Origin of the sequence: Marinifilum sp. RC60d5, from assembly GCF_052400665.1 — a bacterium.
In the GTDB taxonomy this organism is placed as follows: domain Bacteria; phylum Bacteroidota; class Bacteroidia; order Bacteroidales; family Marinifilaceae; genus JBQTGK01.
In genome coordinates this window covers 501,703-517,010 of sequence record NZ_JBQTGK010000003.1, presented here as the reverse complement: position 1 = coordinate 517,010, position 15,308 = coordinate 501,703, and the positions used below count along the sequence as shown (strand labels likewise).

General features: G+C 33.3%; 16 protein-coding genes. 9 read left to right on the top strand and 7 right to left on the bottom strand.

The features are described 5' to 3' along the window. Positions 1-189: 189 nt before the first annotated feature. From ACT3CE_RS09720 to ACT3CE_RS09710, 3 genes are all read right to left on the bottom strand, one after another. Entirely contained in the window at positions 190-3,888 is a 3,699-nt protein-coding gene (locus tag ACT3CE_RS09720) for an ABC transporter permease/M1 family aminopeptidase (protein WP_444709574.1), read from the bottom strand. Then, positions 3,885-4,766 (bottom strand): ABC transporter ATP-binding protein, encoded by an 882-nt coding sequence (locus tag ACT3CE_RS09715; protein ID WP_444709573.1) that lies wholly within the window; start codon positions 4,764-4,766, stop codon positions 3,885-3,887. The genes ACT3CE_RS09720 and ACT3CE_RS09715 overlap by 4 nt, the downstream gene beginning before the upstream one ends. Before the next feature lie 300 nt (positions 4,767-5,066). Continuing rightward, positions 5,067-5,582, bottom strand: coding sequence for a tetratricopeptide repeat protein (locus ACT3CE_RS09710; RefSeq protein WP_444709572.1), 516 nt, complete (start codon positions 5,580-5,582; stop codon positions 5,067-5,069). Positions 5,583-5,820: 238 nt separating this feature from the next. Between ACT3CE_RS09710 and ACT3CE_RS09705 the strand changes: the two genes are divergently transcribed. Beyond that, a complete protein-coding gene (locus ACT3CE_RS09705) occupies positions 5,821-6,225 on the top strand; it encodes an FKBP-type peptidyl-prolyl cis-trans isomerase (RefSeq protein ID WP_444709571.1) in 405 nt (134 codons plus the stop codon). 58 nt (positions 6,226-6,283) lie between these two features. Here the strand turns inward: ACT3CE_RS09705 and ACT3CE_RS09700 are convergent, their stop codons facing one another. Continuing rightward, positions 6,284-6,754: an RNA methyltransferase gene (locus ACT3CE_RS09700; RefSeq protein ID WP_444709570.1), complete on the bottom strand. Its 471-nt coding sequence runs from the start codon at positions 6,752-6,754 to the stop codon at positions 6,284-6,286. A 243-nt stretch (positions 6,755-6,997) separates the two neighbouring features. Here ACT3CE_RS09700 and ACT3CE_RS09695 point away from each other — a divergent pair, with 243 nt between their 5' ends. From ACT3CE_RS09695 to ACT3CE_RS09675, 5 genes are all read left to right on the top strand, one after another. After that, the gene (locus ACT3CE_RS09695; protein ID WP_444709569.1) at positions 6,998-7,291 is read left to right on the top strand and encodes an ArsR/SmtB family transcription factor; all 294 of its coding nucleotides are present in this window, start codon (positions 6,998-7,000) and stop codon (positions 7,289-7,291) included. A 51-nt stretch (positions 7,292-7,342) separates the two neighbouring features. After that, complete coding sequence (locus tag ACT3CE_RS09690; RefSeq protein ID WP_444709568.1) at positions 7,343-7,735, top strand: rhodanese-like domain-containing protein; 393 nt, start codon at positions 7,343-7,345, stop codon at positions 7,733-7,735. Continuing rightward, positions 7,735-8,511, top strand: a complete 777-nt coding sequence (locus ACT3CE_RS09685; RefSeq protein WP_444709567.1) for a sulfite exporter TauE/SafE family protein — start codon at positions 7,735-7,737, stop codon at positions 8,509-8,511. The genes ACT3CE_RS09690 and ACT3CE_RS09685 overlap by 1 nt, the downstream gene beginning before the upstream one ends. Positions 8,512-8,841: 330 nt before the next feature. After that, entirely contained in the window at positions 8,842-10,359 is a 1,518-nt protein-coding gene (locus ACT3CE_RS09680) for a c-type heme family protein (RefSeq protein WP_444709566.1), read from the top strand. 10 nt (positions 10,360-10,369) lie between these two features. Then, positions 10,370-10,735, top strand: a complete 366-nt coding sequence (locus tag ACT3CE_RS09675; protein WP_444709565.1) for a response regulator — start codon at positions 10,370-10,372, stop codon at positions 10,733-10,735. Positions 10,736-10,798: 63 nt separating this feature from the next. Here the strand turns inward: ACT3CE_RS09675 and ACT3CE_RS09670 are convergent, their stop codons facing one another. Further along, positions 10,799-11,377 carry a uracil-DNA glycosylase gene (locus ACT3CE_RS09670; RefSeq protein ID WP_444709564.1) on the bottom strand — a complete coding sequence of 193 codons (579 nt, stop codon included), beginning with the start codon at positions 11,375-11,377 and terminating at the stop codon, positions 10,799-10,801. Between the two features lie 419 nt (positions 11,378-11,796). Between ACT3CE_RS09670 and ACT3CE_RS09665 the strand changes: the two genes are divergently transcribed. Further along, entirely contained in the window at positions 11,797-12,234 is a 438-nt protein-coding gene (locus ACT3CE_RS09665) for a CGGC domain-containing protein (RefSeq protein WP_444709563.1), read from the top strand. An 81-nt stretch (positions 12,235-12,315) separates the two neighbouring features. Next, positions 12,316-13,251 (top strand): radical SAM protein, encoded by a 936-nt coding sequence (locus ACT3CE_RS09660; RefSeq protein WP_444709562.1) that lies wholly within the window; start codon positions 12,316-12,318, stop codon positions 13,249-13,251. Between the two features lie 179 nt (positions 13,252-13,430). Here the strand turns inward: ACT3CE_RS09660 and purT are convergent, their stop codons facing one another. Together purT and ACT3CE_RS09650 are read right to left on the bottom strand one after the other, a co-directional pair. Further along, on the bottom strand, positions 13,431-14,600 hold the full coding sequence (gene purT / locus ACT3CE_RS09655; protein ID WP_444709561.1) for a formate-dependent phosphoribosylglycinamide formyltransferase: 1,170 nt from the start codon (positions 14,598-14,600) through the stop codon (positions 13,431-13,433). 187 nt (positions 14,601-14,787) lie between these two features. Beyond that, positions 14,788-14,967 carry a hypothetical protein gene (locus tag ACT3CE_RS09650; protein WP_444709560.1) on the bottom strand — a complete coding sequence of 60 codons (180 nt, stop codon included), beginning with the start codon at positions 14,965-14,967 and terminating at the stop codon, positions 14,788-14,790. 65 nt (positions 14,968-15,032) lie between these two features. Between ACT3CE_RS09650 and ACT3CE_RS09645 the strand changes: the two genes are divergently transcribed. Continuing rightward, a complete protein-coding gene (locus tag ACT3CE_RS09645) occupies positions 15,033-15,278 on the top strand; it encodes a hypothetical protein (protein WP_444709559.1) in 246 nt (81 codons plus the stop codon). The last annotated feature ends 30 nt before the right edge of the window (positions 15,279-15,308 follow it).

The window sequence follows — 15,308 nt, the reverse complement described above, 5'->3', positions numbered from 1 at the left end:
ACAGATTACTTTAACCTGATAATATGAACTAGAGGAGAAAATTTTCACATTTAACAGTTCGTAAACTCTGCGCAAAATTACAACTGTTACTCTAAGAAATCTGAGCGCACTATTTATTTTTTAATCCATAAAAAAAAGGATGTCCTTACATTTAATTCGGACATCCTTTCCTAACTATTTGAATTGTACTTATACTGTTTTCTTAGTATCAGCTACAGCTACTTTTTCCTTCACTTTTTCAGTATTATCGGAAGTTTTTCTATCAATTAATTTATGATATGGATCAATTCCTACGCTACTGGGTTTTTTATCTACAACAAAAGAAAACTTATTCTCTTTAGCGGTAATGTGAATTTTTTTAAACAAGATTTCCTGCTCTACTTTGTTTTCGTCTTCAACAAAAATAGCGAGGTCAATCCAGTCGTTCATATCCACATACTCTTTATCCTCTTTTTTACTGTTGGTGTTAAAAGAGATGCTAAGCGCTCCATCATCAGTCTCTAAATTAGTTGTACTGTCTTTTGCGGTATGAATAACTCTGTATTTCTCTGCTTCAACAATAAAATCGACTTTGTATTTGCCATCCTCAGTTTTGCTAACATAGGCACTGTCTACTTTATTATCGAATAATGTAATGGTCTCTAACATATCCGTAATCACATAATCGAGAGAATCGGGCATATAACGATGCATTAAATCGACAAATTCGAGCGAAGTGGTATAGGGAGGCTCCTGGTAAGCTACCTTAGAGATGTATTCGCTAAGTGCTTTATTCAAATTATCGAGTCCCATATAATCGGATATGGCATACATAGCCACAGCTCCTTTGTTGTAATGTATGTATTGTTGATTCTCGTTATACATTAGCGGTTGTTCTTTCACACTTTCACCACCTCTTCCTCTAAGATAACTGTTAAGCTCTTCTTTCATGTACTTCCGAATTTTAGCCTTTGAATATTTCGTTTCCATCACTTTTATAGATGAATATTCAGCCAAACTCTCCGACATTAAAGTAGCACCTTGAACATTTGCTCCAATAACCTGATGAGCCCACCACTGATGTGCCATTTCGTGAGCAGTTACTTGATAGGCATAACTTGCTGCACCTTCAGCCGATTTGTCCTCCTTAGCAATGAATCCAATGGCTTCTGAGAAAGGAATGGTATTCGGAAAAGACTGTGCAAAAGTTCCTATGGTACGAGGAAATTCAATAATACGTATCTGTTTGTGAGGATAAGGGCTATAATTTTCGCCATAATATTTAAGTGAAGCTTTTAAGGCATCATCCATATCGGCAAGGTTATACTCATGCCCTTTATTGTAATAAATCTCGATATTTACGCCCTTGTATTTATCGCGAAATACTTCATATTTTCCAGATACCCAGGCGTAAAAATTAAGAATGGGTTTATCCATTTTATAATGGAAATAAGCTCTATCGCCTTCAATCCATTTTTTCTGTAAATAACCTGGCGCAATAGCTATTTGATCAGCAGATGTACTCACCGTAGTTTCAAAATTAACCCAATCGGCACATTCCGAAATATATGTATTCCCCAGTGCCAATGTATCTGTTGGCGGAGCCATACGATCACGTTTGGGCAAATTGTATTTTTTACGCACCGTATTGTCTGATAATTCCCCAGAATGAGAATACCCAAAAGAAGGAAAACTACCATTATTAAAAAACGTTCCATTGGCTAAAACAGGCGAATTGTATCTTAAAAAATGATTTTTTTCATTGCGAAATGAAAAATGCATCTCCATTGAATCTCCAGGCAGTAATGGTTTTTCTAACTGGTAAATATTATACTGAAATACGGTATCCTCACTCACCAAGTCGGCTGTTCTCGAAAAGTCAACAGTCGTTTTCTTGTAAGAATAGTTTACATGAATGGAATCTATTGCCTCATTTGTTTTATTCTTTACAATGTATCTTCCATCAACATTTAAATCGTGCGTTTTTGGATACAAATCGACATCTACCTTAACATCGGTAATACGAGGTTGAGCAATATTGTAATATTTGGAATATTTTTTCTCCCATTCTACTTTATCAAGCTCCGATTGTTTCGATGTTTTATGCTCATGCTTCACGTTATCGAACCAATAAATATAGCCACCAATAAGCACAAAGCATAAAATACTACTAGTAAGCGAAGTGTATAGTGTGCGAGTAAGATTTTCTTTGGCTCTGTGGAAGCGTATTTTAATGGTTTCGCGAACACCACGGCGCCATACTGCCAAGCCAAGGGTTAATAAAACAGAGGCAAAAAATAACCAATACAAGCGATAAAAAAGATAAGCAGGAATAGCCCTACCGTATCCGTTCATGTCGGAATAAAATGTGCCTGGTCCTGAATTAAAGTTAAATAGTTGTTGTTCGATTCCAATCTTACTAATAAAAGGACTCGCAATAAAAAATATAAATAAAATGAAAAATCCGACATAAAAATTGGATACTAACGACTGTACAAACATAGACAAAGCAGCCCATACTATATACACAGGCAGCAAGAACACAAACAACTGCAAGATATAATGCAAAGGTTCTATTACATAGTAACCATCGATAATTTGAAGGCATATACAAGTGAACATGACAACCCCTAACAAGAGAATTTGCACCTTAACTAAAGCAATCAGTTTAGAAAAGTATTGCACCCAATTAGGAGTACAAGTTACATCGACCAATTCGAACATTTTTGCACGTCGCTCGCGTTGCACAAGCATTCCCGAATACAAAAAGGTAATTAGTAAAAGGAACAATTGAAACATAGAACCGGGAACCATCAACATTTTCCACGTAGTAGGATAAGTAGCTGTTCCCATAATATTCATTACGGTTGTTTTTGCAAACACCATAAACAAAATACCAAATGCGACTACTACCATAAAAGGCACTGACTTTATAATGTACTTAAAGTTCATAATCGACATGCTCCACATCAATTTCAAATTCGAGCTATAACTATTGTCGATAGTTACTTTAGGCAGATTTATATCCCTAAGATTATTGAAATTATCTTTAGTAACAACGGCTCCTTTTTTTGAGAACCAACGAAAGGATAAAGCATGTTGCGAGAACTGAAACTTGTAATAAGTAGCTGCAAATAAGAGAGCCGATACAGAAAGCCAGATTAATCGGTTTATTAAAACCAATCCTCCCATGGGTAATAAATTCGCATTACGCTCGGCTACATTCCAATATTCGGTTGCATTTTTCATTGCCGAGGCTCCAAAAGGATCGAGAAGTGCAGCTAGCGTTTTACTATCTAAATCACTCATTAATCTTTGTGACATGCCTTGTACAATAAACAAGATAATCATGGTAATAAAACCAGCACCTAAATTTCTTGTAAATGTAATAACGCCAAACACAATAGCACCAAAAAGAAGAATGTTAGGTAAAACAACGAAGCCATAAATCTGTAAAAAGGCTAAAGGACGAAATGGTCCTAGCAATTCAGGATTAACACCTGGCAAAAAAGGAGCTATGATAAACCCTAAACCAAACACCATAAATATTGCCATTGTAATAACAATAGAACTTACGAATTTTGCCAAAATGTATTCAGATTTACGAAAGGGATACGAATACAAAATGGAATGCATTTCGGAGCTAAAATCACGATTTATAGATCCGCCAACAATGGATGGAAGCAAAAAATACCCCAAGGTTAAAATTCCAAAACTATTGAGTAAAGCAATGGGCGAATTCGCCAGACGTACCGATGCCATGGTAGCTGTATTGCTATCGAATACCCCAAGACTACCAGCCATAATTAAAGTGGCAATAATTAAAAGAACTGCAGAATAAATATAGGTAGCTGGATTTTTAAACCAGTATTTTATTTCGAATTTAAAAAGTGTATAAAATTTACTCATGATAACTTCGCATTTTTGAGTGTAACAAAGTAAACATCTTCTAAATCGGCTTCTTTTGAGCTAAACAACTCATCGGGCTGATTTTCGGAGTAAACATTAATATTCATACTATTATCGTCGTTGAACTTACTCGAGAGAATTTCATATTTTTCTTTGTGCTCATTTAGCTCGCTTCGTTCAATCCTCTTCGTCCACATTTTACCTTTCAGCTGATCTACCGACTTTCTGGGGGTTTGGTGAGTAAGAATTGAACCTCCGTTCATAATGGCCATATCGGTACAAAGTTCTTTTACATCCTCAACAATGTGGGTAGAAAAAATAACAATGTGGTTGGTTCCAATCTCCCGCAAGACATTAAGAAAACGGCTACGTTCGGCCGGATCTAATCCTGCAGTTGGTTCATCAACAATAATCAATTTAGGATTATTAAGTAGAAGCTGAGCAATCCCAAAACGTTGTTTCATTCCACCCGAATACCCCGCAACATTTTTCTTGCGTTCATCGGTAAGGTTTGTTTGTGCCAACACCGCTTTAACAATCTCTTTACGCTCCTGCTTGTTCGAAATTCCCTTAAGTTCAGCAAAATGCAGTAATAAATCTTCAGCCGACATTTTTGGATACACACCAAAAGTTTGAGGCAAATACCCCAGGCCATTGCGAAGCGCCATTTTATCTTCCATAATGTTAACCCCATCGAAAACTATTTTTCCTGAATCGCCTTCCTGAAGGGTCGCAATGGTACGCATAAGTGTTGACTTTCCAGCTCCGTTCGGACCTAAAAGACCAAACATACCTGTTCCTATTTTTATGCTGATTTCATTCAAAGCCTTAACTCCATTGCTATAGGTCTTTGTAAGGTTCTCGATAATTAATTCCATTGGGTATACTATTTAAGAATTGTTATAAAATCATATTTATAAGTGCAATAATCATAAGATCCAGCTTAACAATTTTAGTCGCAAAATTCTATTTTCTGTTAAGTTAGTATTTACTTAATTTTGTAATGATTTAGCAGTTAAACTTTTCAAAGTTATCAATAAGAATAACATAATCAAGAAAGAAATGTGTTTTTATAGTTACTATAATTTGATTTATTTAAAATAGAAGTCAAAAAAAAAGACTGCCCTTTTCAGAACAGTCTTTTAGTACAACTTTATATTTTATTCGTTAGCTAAAAGCTATACTCGCTTCATCATGTTTTCGATTTCTCGCACCTGAGCGGTCAACATTTTTCGTTTGTCTTGCTTTTTAGCCTCTTGCAAATAGTATTTAGATAGTTTCTTATTACGTTGCGATAAATATATCCCTGATAAATTCAACTTAGAAACGGCCTGATCTGTATCAGTTCTAAGCCCTGTTTTTAAGGCTTTTTTAAATAGTTTTTCAGCTTTAGAATTGTTATGCTGCTGCGACTCCATTAATCCTGACAAATAATAAAAATATGCTTCCTGGCTTTTTATCATTCTCTCTGGATTCTTTACCCTGTTCAACACTTTACCTGCCTTTTCGAACTTGTTTTTTCTTACAAAATAAAAAGCCAAAAGGTTCTTCTCATTTTTAAAATGCAACAAAACAAACAGGAGTGAAATTAATACCAATACTACTCCTACAGACACTAATCCCTTAACAAAAAGAACAATAGACACTGGCAATAAAATTCCAGCAATTAGTAAACGCACATACTTATTCATCATACTCATATTTTTAAATCTAAGTCTACAAAACAAAGCATTTTTTACTATAAAACAAGCATTCCAGCACTGACTTTTTCATTTTTTTTCAGTCTGACATAAACTACTTCTAGTTTGTTTTAATAATTTCTTTTTTCAAATAGATTACTGGTTCATCTCTTATTTTCAGCCAACTATTTATAGGTAACGTAAATAATTATAATATTTGCAATAAATATATTAATAATAGACTCGAATTTTAATGAAAAAACCGAATTACAGATTAAAAAACGAAGAAGAAATTAGGTCCTATCTTGCTAAGCATAAATTAAAAGCTCAAAAAAGTGAATCGGGTTTGTATTATCTTATTCATCAGAAAGGAGAAGGTATTTATCCAGATCAGGATTCAAATATTACGATAGCTTATATAGGATACCTAAGCAATGGAAGCATTTTTGACCAAAGTGAAAAATTAGAAATTAATTTGGGCGATGTAATTAAAGGATGGTCAGAAGGAATTCAACATTTTAAAGAAGGAGGAGAAGGAATTTTACTTATCCCCTCTCATTTGGCTTATGGTACCACCGATTATGGATCGATACCAGCTGGTTCTGTTCTTATTTTTGATATCCATTTGTTAGAAGTGAATTCATCCAGATCTTTTTAAGAAACACGACTCCTGCACACTGTAAACTAATTGATGCGTAATGTCCATACAATTAAGATTAGTAGAGTGTTTCGCCCAACTTTAGTTTTAAATTACGGTCGTACATAATAATACTGCCAGCTACAGAAACATTCACACTCAAACGAGTATCGAACTTTACCAGATGGTGTGATTTCTCTATTGCATTTTTTGTTAAACCATGATCTTCTGCACCCAATAAATATACACACCTGCGAGGATGCTTATATTCTTCCAGAGGTACAGCTCTCTCGTCGAGCTCCACACCAACCAAAACAGCTCCTTTAGGTAGGTGTTCATAAAAATCCTCGAAATTCTCATAATGAAAATAAGGCATTGCACCAGTTGCTTTATGGGTATCGCAAGCCTGTTTTGCATAGCGTTTGCCAACAGTAAATATAAAGCTGGCTCCCATATTCTGTGCCGATCGCCATAAAACGCCTAAATTTTCTGGTGTTTTACCATTTTGAATTCCTATCCCAAAAAATCCCTGTTCTAAAGTATCAATCATTAATTCTATTATTTAATTCCGTCGCAAATATAACTTTTTATCAATCATTAGAAAATGTAGATTTTTTGTTTACAAACAAAGATTTTGAAAGGCAGCTTGTAAAATACATAATATATTTTTGCAAAATAAGATCTATTTGGTAATTTAGCCAAATAGATTTTTTATTGTAGTATTTATTTACAATTATGATTATCGAAAAAAAATGGAATTGCAGAGTAAGCATCCTTAACAGAAATAGTGACTATGAACAAAAATATTGAAAAAGAATTTTCGGAAAAAGCTGAGCTTTTTAAAGCTTTAGCACATCCTACACGCTTATTCATTATTGAAGCTGTGAAAGACAAAAAAATGTCTGTTAACGAAATTACCAAATTAGTTGGAGTTGATATTTCAACCATATCAAAGCATCTTGATATTTTAAAAAAACATAAAATAATTAAAGGTGAAAAAGAGAAGAATTATATTTACTACCATTTAGCAATCCCTTGCATTCTTGAATTTATGAATTGTGCAATAAGAGTAATCAATAAAAAATAAAAAAATTTGCGATCCTATTTGGCTATTTGGCCAAATATAAAGAGAAGTAGTATGAACGAAATTGAAAAAGTAATTAGTGAATTAGACTTTCAATATTTTGGAACAGGGCAACACAAAATGGAAGCAGAAACATTTCTTGGAACTGAAAATACAGTATTTTTAGATGTAAGAGCAAAGGAAGAAACCGACACATTAAAATTATCCTTAAGTCATTATTGCGAAGTTTTAGAAATACCAACAAACGAAATTCCTAAAAGAAGAAATGAAATACCAACAGATAAAACTGTAGGAATTTTTTGTTCGGCTGGTGTTAGAGCAAGTATTGTTTTTGCCTATTTAAAAAGTAAAGGATATCAAAATATAAAAATAATACCAGGAGGTTACCCACCACTACTTGCTGCCATAATGCCAGGAAAAATATACAAAAAATTAAGTACTAAATAATGGACATTTGGATACTAACGATTCTAATTATGCTTATCGCATTTTTTATGACCATGACCGGACGAGGCGGTGGTAATTTCTATGTACTTAGTTTAGTACTATCAGGAATAAGCATGAACATATCAGCCTCTACAGGGCAATTTATTTTAATGTGTTCATCGCTAGTAGCAGCCATTCTTTTTAGCAAGCAAAAAATGAACAATTGGAGTTTAACACTTCTACTGGGTTCATTAATTTTTGTATCAGCACTACTTGGTGGCTATTTGGGTCAGTATTTTAGCGAAAAATTACTTAAAGCAATTTTTGCTGTACTTATGTTTCTTGCAGCTGTTTTAATGCTCAAAAAACCAAAGCAAAAATTAAAAACCCACCACAGATGGATTCTTTCAATAAAATCTAATAATGAGGCATTTTATATTAACTTACTGGTAACCGTTCCAATTGTATTACTTACCGGTCTTATTTCGGGAATGGTTGGTGTTTCGGGAGGTTCTTTTTTAGTACCATTAATGCTTCTAAGTATGAATATACCTATGCACATTGCAGTTGGTACATCAACTACTTTAGTAAGCATTTCGGCTGCCGCCGGATTTTTTGGTCACTTAAGTGCCGGCCTTTTCGACTTTGGGTTAGCTATTCCTTTAGCACTGGGAGGTATAATTGGTGCATTTGCAGGTGCAAAAATGGCATTAAAATCAAAACCTAAAAATTTAAAATACCTATTTGCAACTACTCAACTAGTCGCCTCTGTAATAATGATAATAGATATCTTTTAGACTACTAAATAATAAATTTATGTATTAGCATACAATTACATTCAATTACACCATACAAAAACTACATTTCTCTTTCACTGATTATCCAAAATAATATAAAGCTACTCATGCATTAGGCTAGTGAATCTATCTTCTTATAATAATTAATATAGAAAGAATAACTTTTAAAGATCTTTACCGTAAACCAACAGAACGCGTTAACAGCTATATTCAATCTTAGAATGTCATTTATAATTATTAGGTTACTAATTTTTATTTCTTGATTTGTCCAATAAGTTTGTTAGCTTTAATTGACTAAACAATAACAACCTGTAGATTTCTATTTATTTTATGAACGGTAGTACACTTAACCATAACTTCTCAAATCAAAAAACTAATCTCATTATTGTTATTGTTAGTATTCTGCTCATCATTATGCTTGCGATTCTGGGTATTATTATAAGCCGAAAATATGTTGTTAAGCAAGCCGAAGCACGTATTCAGGGAGTACTATTAGAGGCCGAAGCTCTGCACCATTATGTGCAAAAGGAAATGCATCCGGCAATGTATCAACTAAAAGCAGATAATAAATTACCTAAGGAATTTTACTCTCCCGATTTACTTTCATCATCCTTTATTACACGGCATATATTTAATCAGTATAATTATATACGTAATTTGAACCAACTACCAACAGTAGAATATCGATTGGCTTCAAAAAATCCACGTAACACTATTAATTTAGCCGATAGTTTGGAGGTTCGTTTAATTGATATGTTTAATGCTGATTCTACCATTCAAAAATATACAGGAATTATTACTGATAATGGAATTAAACAACTGTATTATGCTAAACCATTTTTACGAATTACAAATGAATGCTTAGTCTGCCATGGAAAAAAAGAAAATGCTCCAAAAGAATTAACAAAATACTACAATTGGAATAGCGGATTTGACTGGAAAGTTAATGAAATTCCGGCAATAGAGATTATTAAAACTCCATTGGTTACAGAGTTTAAAACTTCTTCAAACATTGCTATTCTTATATTAATGATAGCCGGAGTACTCTTAATCCTTATTGTATTATATTCCCGTTTATCCAATAAAAACAAGATAATTAATCACCAAAAAGAGGAAATTCGAATTAGCTTAAACGAATTAAAGAAAGCACAAGCTCAGTTGGTTCAATCGGAAAAAATGGCCTCCCTAGGAGTACTTACTGCTGGTGTAGCACACGAAATTAATAACCCTCTAAATTTTATAAATGGTGCTTATCTTGGTTTAAACTCTTTCTTCTCATCGAGCTTACCTGAACACCAACAAAAAGTAGCAGTTCTTTTAAAAGCATTACGCACTGGCATCGACCGTACATCCGAAATTGTTCAGGGACTAAATCATTTTAGCCGAGATAGTAAAGAATATAATGAAGAATGTGATATTCATACTATTATGGATAATTGTCTGCTAATTTTAAAAAGCAAATATAGTAATAACATCAGCATAGAAAAGGATTACAACAGTCATAGACTTTTAACTAAAGGCAATGAAGGAAAATTACATCAGGCTTTTATAAATATTCTTTTAAATGCAGTACAAGCAATTGATAAAAATGGAATTATCAATATAAAAACAGAAAAGCAAGAGGATACAATAGTCATTCTCATTTCGGACAATGGATGTGGTATAAATCTAGAACATATTTCTCAAATATTTGATCCTTTTTTCACCACAAAAGACCCTGGAAAAGGAATTGGACTTGGATTATCAATAAGCTACAACATAATAAAAGAACATCAAGGTACTATTGAATTTACATCAGAATTAAACAAAGGAACAATCGCAACAATTACATTCCCAATTACTTATTAATTTTTAATCTATGAATACTAAAACACAAATTTTATATATCGATGATGAACCTATTAATCTGGAATTATTCTTGTATAATTTTGAAGATAATTATAATGTACTAACAGCCTGTAGTGGGGAAAAAGGCCTGGAGTATTTACAAAAATATCCTGATATTAAAGTGGTTATAAGCGATATGAAGATGCCTAAGATGAATGGACTTGAATTTATAAATAAAGCAAAAGAAACTTACAGCGATAAGAAATATTTTATTTTAACAGGCTTTAATATAACCACTGAAATGAAATGGGCAATCGAAAGTCAACTCATATTAAAATATTTCAGAAAGCCTTTTAATATTAATGAGATAAGAACCGCAATAGAAGAAGTTATCTAATAGTAATAGTTTAAACTAAAAATTTCCAACTTATAATATTCACACAAAAAATTAGGTTCGCATTTAAACATGTGCCGAATAATGATCTGCATTAACAATTTCGCGATACTTGAGAACAACTTTCTTAAAATCGGTCCATGTTTCACGTTTTAAGCCAGGATTACGCAACAATGCCGATGGATGATATACGGGCATAACTAAACGATTTTTCCACTCTATCCATTCACCTCGACATTTTGTTATCCTCATATTATCGTTTTTAAAGAAACGTTTAAGGGCTGTTGCACCCAAAAGAATAATAATTTTAGGATTTACAAGCTCTATTTGCTCAAACAAAAAAGGAATACATGCCTCTACCTCTTCGTTTTGTGGAGTTCTATTTTGTGGCGGCCTGCAACGAATAACATTACTTAAAAAAACATGTTCCTGTCTGTTAAAACCGCAGGCTGCTAAAATCTTATCTAATAATTGTCCCGATTTACCAACAAAGGGCCTTCCCGTACTATCTTCATACGCTCCCGGAGCCTCACCAATTAATAAAATGTCAGCATTTATATTTCCTTCACCCCATATTGCATTCTTACGCGTTTTTGACAGGTTACAAGCAGTGCAGTTTAAAATTCTATTTTTTACGTCTTCCATATCATTTATGTATCAATACAAGAATACAAATCATCAATAATAACTATACATAACAATTAACTATATTATCAACAACCCTCTTCTGAAAAGCTAAATTTATAAAGAGATTCGTGATAAAACAAATAATTATATTGAGAATAATCTCAATACTACAACTTTTTAAAGAACAATAGTAAAGACTAAATGAAAATATTTACCATTCTATTTATTTGATATGTAGATTAATAGACATTTATTAAAATATCACCCTTATAATTCGCTAACAATTGTAAAAATTCGTAAATTTCATCTACACTTGTACTAAGTAAGTTGACTAAAAAATCTATTTTTTGTATAGAACATAACTTATATAGCATACAAAAAAAAATAGAATTAAATTTTTATAAACTATATATGAATTAACATAGGAGCTTAATAAAATGAAAGTAGGTATATTTATTTGCGATCGATACAAAAATTGTGCAGGAGGTAAATGTTTTAAATCAATGCAAAAGCGAGAAGGTGCTTTTGACATATACAGTAAAGATGAACCCCTCGAAATTGTTGGTTATACAAGTTGTGGCGGCTGTCCTGGCGGAAATCTGGAATATGCTCCTGAGGAAATGATTAAAAATGGTGCAGAAGTGATACATTTTGCAACAGGTTTTGTAGTTGGATATCCTCCTTGTCCTTACATATCTTATTTTAAAAGATTTATTGAAGAAAAATATAAAATAAAAGTTGTAATCGGAACCCATCCTATTCCTCAAAAATACTATATCACTCATAAGAATCTAGAATCCTGGGATACTCCAGAGTGGCAGAATTTCATTATTCCAACATTAAAAAGCAAAGAAATTAGATTACAATATGATTAAATAAGCTAATCAGCCCGAAAATCATAGAATTTATTGTCTTTAACAGACAAACACTTAATTGAATATAAGAAATTTAGCATCATGTATAAATATTTATTTGGCCCAGTTCCTTCACGAAGATTAGGCATGTCCTTAGGTGTTGATTTGGTACCTAAAAAAGTATGTTCTTTAGATTGTGTTTACTGCGAAGTAGGCAAAACTACAAAACTAACAACAGAGCAAAAAGAATACATTAAGTTCGACAAAATAAAAGACGAATTAAACAAGTATTTCGAAACTAATCCCGATCCCGATTATATTACTTTTTCAGGATCGGGAGAACCTACATTAAATATTCGTATAGGGGAAATTTTAGATTTTATTAAGCAAAAAAAGCCTAATATTCCTGTCGCAGTTTTAACCAATGGCACTCTTCTTTACAATAAAAAAGCCAGAGAAGCCATTCTTAAGGCCGACGTAATTCTTCCATCTCTTGATGCAGCGACAGAATCTGTTTTTCAAAAAATTAACAGACCTGCCAATGAAATAAATATTACTAAATACATACAAGGATTAATTGATCTTCGTAAAGAATTTAAAGGTAAAATTTGGCTCGAAATCTTCATATTACCAGATTACAACAATGCTATAAATGAACTTACAAAACTAAAAAATGCCATTCTAAAAATTAATCCTGATTCTGTTCAGCTTAACACCTTAGATCGCCCGGGAGTAGTGGCAAATTTAAGAGGTGCTACTAAAAATGAACTTCAGGAAATTGTTAACTTTTGGAATCTGGATAATGTGGAAATTATAGCAGCAGCACCAGAACGAAAAAATATTCAATCGTACAGAAGCGATACCGAGACAGCAATTATAGAAACAATTGCACGAAGACCTTGTACACTAGACGATTTAAGTAAGATTTTAGGTTTACACGTAAATGAAGTAAATAAATATCTTGATGTACTCGAAGCTGATGGTAAAATTAAAAGCATACAGCAAGAAAGAGGTGTATTCTATCACACAAGAGAATAATAACTAAGTTTTTAAGTATTCTTTGCAAAATAATCGACCTGCGAAGAATACTTACTAAACATTCTTTACTACTCCTAGTATTTTTATCTCCTATTTAAATGCTGCAAACTTTTCTTTATAAGAAAAGATGTTCTTAAATTGAACATCCTCTCCTATTTTCTTTTATTTTAAGATATATCTTACTGATTCTTAACCGTAACAAGATTGGCCATTTCTTTGGCCTGATCTACACAGGTAAACACATTAGAACCAACAGTATTATAAGCCAATGTGATACCCATTCTTCTATATTGGCGTGTTGTTGGTTTTCCAAAGAAACGCAAATCTGATTTTGGATAAATGGCAGCTTTCTCCACACCTTCGAAATAAGGATTCTTACCTTCTTTATCGGCAAGAATAACAGCACTGGCTCCTACTCTTTCCAATGTAATCTCGGGAATTGGTAACCCCAATACAGCGCGACAATGCAATTCAAATTCACTAAAATTCTGTGTTCCGGCAAGGGTAACCATTCCTGTATCGTGTGGACGAGGAGATAATTCTGAAAATACAATTCCATCCTCACAAACAAAGAATTCTACGCCCCAAAGTCCTGCCCCTGTTAAAGATGCTGTAACCTTTTCTGCCATATCCTGAGCAACTTTTATATCCGCATCGGAAACTACTGCCGGTTGCCAGCTTTGTTGGTAATCGCCACGTTCCTGTACATGCCCAATGGGTGGACAAAATAAGGTTGATCCATTTTTTTGAGTAACGGTTAAAATTGTAATCTCAGAAGTAAACTTTACGAATGCTTCCACAATAACATCACCAGAGTCGCCACGACCTTTCGATCCCGCAATTTCCCATGCCTTAGCAATATCATTATGGCATTTAATTACCGACTGTCCTTTTCCTGATGAAGACATTAATGGCTTTACCACACAAGGCATGCCCACTTTTTCAACAGCAGTATACATTTCGTCCAATGAAGCTGCATACAAATATTTTGCAGTACGGATTCCCAAATCTTTAGCAGCCAAATCGCGAATTGCTCTGCGATCCATAGTAAAGTTTGCAGCTTTCGCACTTGGCACCACTTGAATTCCCTGTTTTTCGTAATCGTAAAAACGCTCGGTACGAATTGCCTCAATTTCAGGTACAATTAAATCTGGCTGATGTTTGGCTACAATTGCATCCAGCGCATCACCATCCAACATATTAATAATTTCAAAATCATCAGCAACTTGCATGGCAGGTGCGCCTTCATAACTATCTACTGCAATTACAGTTTGCCCCAAACGCTGAGCAGCAATTACAAACTCCTTTCCAAGTTCTCCCGAACCTAGCAGTAAAATCTTCTTTACCATAAAAAACTTCTTTCAATTTATAAAATGGATTACTTAAACGCTTGTTAAGTATTTTGAATTGCAAAAATACTGTAAGTTTTCATAGCAAGAGAAAAGTATGGAAATTTTCTTAAGCCTTAAGAGTTAAAAATAAAACCTGATTGAAACAGAAGCCAATCAGGTTTTATCTTAAATAATCTATTGCTATTTATTCTTCTATACTTATTTCTCCAGAGACAATTTGTTCAATTTCTTCCACTATTTGATGAGGATTACCTGTTAACACCACTTTATTGTCTTTGTCGATTAGAACCGCATGAGGAAATCTATTATTCTCATTAAAAATGGTAATTACCTTATCTGTAGCATAAGCGTGTTTCCAATTCATTTCCTTCTCCTTAATTATAGCTTTTACCTTTTCTTCAATTTTGTCTCTGGCATTAAAAGAAATAATTGATAATTCTTGCTCCAATCAAAGGGGTAAAAGGAATGCCAGATGTAATAAAACAGAGAATTAAAGCTGCCGATGATTTATTCTCAACGGCAGTATCCAGAATTAGGCAACCTGTTGAGGCAATATTCAATTGGTTAATTGAAAAAACAGATATTCAAAAAGCTAGTAAAGTCAGATCTACAAAAGGATTAATGATACATACTTTTGGCAGGTTAGCTGCTGCTTTCATTGCATTAGCACTTTAGATCAACTCTGGATTCGCATTATTTACTAAA

Coding starts and splice junctions, on each gene's coding strand:
- ACT3CE_RS09720 (WP_444709574.1), bottom strand. CDS start 3,888: ATGAGTAAATTTTATACACTTTTTAAATTCGAAATAAAATACTGGTTT.
- ACT3CE_RS09715 (WP_444709573.1), bottom strand. CDS start 4,766: ATGGAATTAATTATCGAGAACCTTACAAAGACCTATAGCAATGGAGTT.
- ACT3CE_RS09710 (WP_444709572.1), bottom strand. CDS start 5,582: ATGATGAATAAGTATGTGCGTTTACTAATTGCTGGAATTTTATTGCCA.
- ACT3CE_RS09705 (WP_444709571.1), top strand. CDS start 5,821: ATGAAAAAACCGAATTACAGATTAAAAAACGAAGAAGAAATTAGGTCC.
- ACT3CE_RS09700 (WP_444709570.1), bottom strand. CDS start 6,754: ATGATTGATACTTTAGAACAGGGATTTTTTGGGATAGGAATTCAAAAT.
- ACT3CE_RS09695 (WP_444709569.1), top strand. CDS start 6,998: ATGAACAAAAATATTGAAAAAGAATTTTCGGAAAAAGCTGAGCTTTTT.
- ACT3CE_RS09690 (WP_444709568.1), top strand. CDS start 7,343: ATGAACGAAATTGAAAAAGTAATTAGTGAATTAGACTTTCAATATTTT.
- ACT3CE_RS09685 (WP_444709567.1), top strand. CDS start 7,735: ATGGACATTTGGATACTAACGATTCTAATTATGCTTATCGCATTTTTT.
- ACT3CE_RS09680 (WP_444709566.1), top strand. CDS start 8,842: ATGAACGGTAGTACACTTAACCATAACTTCTCAAATCAAAAAACTAAT.
- ACT3CE_RS09675 (WP_444709565.1), top strand. CDS start 10,370: ATGAATACTAAAACACAAATTTTATATATCGATGATGAACCTATTAAT.
- ACT3CE_RS09670 (WP_444709564.1), bottom strand. CDS start 11,377: ATGGAAGACGTAAAAAATAGAATTTTAAACTGCACTGCTTGTAACCTG.
- ACT3CE_RS09665 (WP_444709563.1), top strand. CDS start 11,797: ATGAAAGTAGGTATATTTATTTGCGATCGATACAAAAATTGTGCAGGA.
- ACT3CE_RS09660 (WP_444709562.1), top strand. CDS start 12,316: ATGTATAAATATTTATTTGGCCCAGTTCCTTCACGAAGATTAGGCATG.
- purT (WP_444709561.1), bottom strand. CDS start 14,600: ATGGTAAAGAAGATTTTACTGCTAGGTTCGGGAGAACTTGGAAAGGAG.
- ACT3CE_RS09650 (WP_444709560.1), bottom strand. CDS start 14,967: ATGAATTGGAAACACGCTTATGCTACAGATAAGGTAATTACCATTTTT.